This window comes from Microbulbifer epialgicus, assembly GCF_041447265.1.
GTDB lineage: Bacteria > Pseudomonadota > Gammaproteobacteria > Pseudomonadales > Cellvibrionaceae > Microbulbifer > Microbulbifer epialgicus.
On sequence record NZ_JBGMEK010000200.1, the window covers coordinates 1 to 2,041 of the forward strand.

General features: G+C 39.4%; 1 protein-coding gene. It reads right to left on the reverse strand.

Annotation, left to right across the window (positions count from 1 at the left end):
• Positions 1 to 2,041 (reverse strand): non-ribosomal peptide synthetase (locus ACCI49_RS24435; RefSeq protein ID WP_371841863.1); only part of this gene is annotated, 2,041 nt, incomplete at both ends.

Below are 2,041 nucleotides of genomic sequence, written 5' to 3' on the forward strand. Positions count from 1 at the left end.
ATTCGGGTCACTACTGAAAGGGTTTGAGATGAATTTTTCTTTGGTTAATTCAGGGCGATTCAGATAGCCTCTCGCTACTCCAGGGCCACCAATATGTAATTCTCCCATCATACCAATTGGTAGAGGTTGAACTAAATCATTTAGCACATAATGTTTATAATTACTTAACATTCGGCCTAATACCAGAGAGTAATCTCTATAGTGCTCTTCCTTGATCAAAGTAAATACAGTTGTTTCGGTAGGGCCGTAGCCATTCCATAATCGTTGACATTGGGTTGATAAATAATCAACTAACTTTGTTCCAATAACTTCACCACCAGACAGTGCTACTAAATCTTTTTTGCCCTTCCACCCTATATCCATAAGTAATTGCCAAGTGATTGGAGTGGCTTGCATGAAGTTGATATCGTGTTTTTCGATAAGCTTACTTAGTAGCTGAGGGTTCTTAGTATCAGTTTGTGATGCGATAATAATTTGCCCACCAGAAACTAGTGGACCAAATATTTCTAGAATTGCCATATCAAAAGCAGCAGTAGTGACAGCCAGCATTTTTGTTGTGCTGCACAGATCCCCCCTTAACATATCTTCCATTGCAAATAGAAAATTTGTTAAAGCTGCATGCTCGATCATTACACCTTTCGGTTTCCCGGAAGAACCGGAAGTATAAAGAACATAAGCCAAGCTTTGTGGACTTAATTTTATCGAAGACTGTAAAATATTTTTCGATGAATAAGAGGAAAGCTCTTCTTGCAAGATGGAATCATCTAAGAACAGTATACTTGCTTTCGCTTTTTTCAGGAGTCTTTTTAAAGAAAACTGACTTAGAACAATGCTCACACCCGCATCTTGTAACATATAGTGCAACCGGGATTCCGGATAGCTTGGATCTAGCGGTAAATAGGCACACCCTGCTTTCATGATTCCTAGCAACGCTACCACCATATCCAACGATCGCTCAATACAAAGCCCAACCAACTCATTTGGTTTTACACATTGCTCCACAAGGTAGCTAGCTAGTTTGTTTGAACAAGCATCGAGTTCTTTATATGAGAGCACATCATCATTAAATGCAACAGCTATCGAGTTCGGTGATTCTTTTACTCTCTGCTCAAAAAGCTCAGGAACACAAATATTTTTCGGATAATCTATAGCAGTATTATTCCACTCAATTAGTAATTGTTTTTTTTGTAATTCGGTGAGTATGGATAACTGATTTATTGGTCTTTCTGGGGATGAAATAATTTCTTCAAGTAATACCCGGAAACTGCTAGCAAATCGCTCTATGGTTGGCTCTTCAAAAAGATCTTTACTATATATCCAGTCTAATATCAGTCCTTGTTCAGTCTCTATGAGGCTTAACTCCAAATCATATTTGGTACTACAATGTGTTGAATGCAAACCTGAGAAAGTTAAACCACCAAGCTCTAATCCGGAATATCCGTTATTTTGGAGAGTTAACATCACTTGGAATAATGGGCTATGATTTGCGTTTCTCTCCGGATTTAATGCCTCAACTAATATTTCAAATGGAATATCCTGATATTCATATGCATCAAGAACTACTTGTCTATTTTTTTGCAATAGCTCATCAAATATCAAGTTACCGGATAAATCACTGCGCAATACCAAGGTGTTCGCAAAGAATCCGATCAAAGATTCGATATCCCTGTGAACTCGTCCCGCAATTGGTGTACCTATGACAATGTCATTCTCATTGCTATAACGATTTAACAGTATTGATAACACGGAATGAATGAACATAAACAGTGTTACATCCCGCGTTCTGCAAAATCGCTGAATGCTTTTGGTCAAACCTTTGTTAAGAGTCTGACAGTACCGAGCTCCGATAAAGCTTTGTTTGTTAGGGCGTGTCTTATCTAAGGGTAAGCTATGTACCGGAGGTAAACCTCTCAACTGCTCCTGCCAATAACCCAATTGCTCTGCCAATACATCGCCACTGAGCCACTCGCGCTGCCACACCGCATAGTCCGCATACTGTACCGATAGTGGCCCCAGCGGATTCTCACGCCCTTCATTAAAG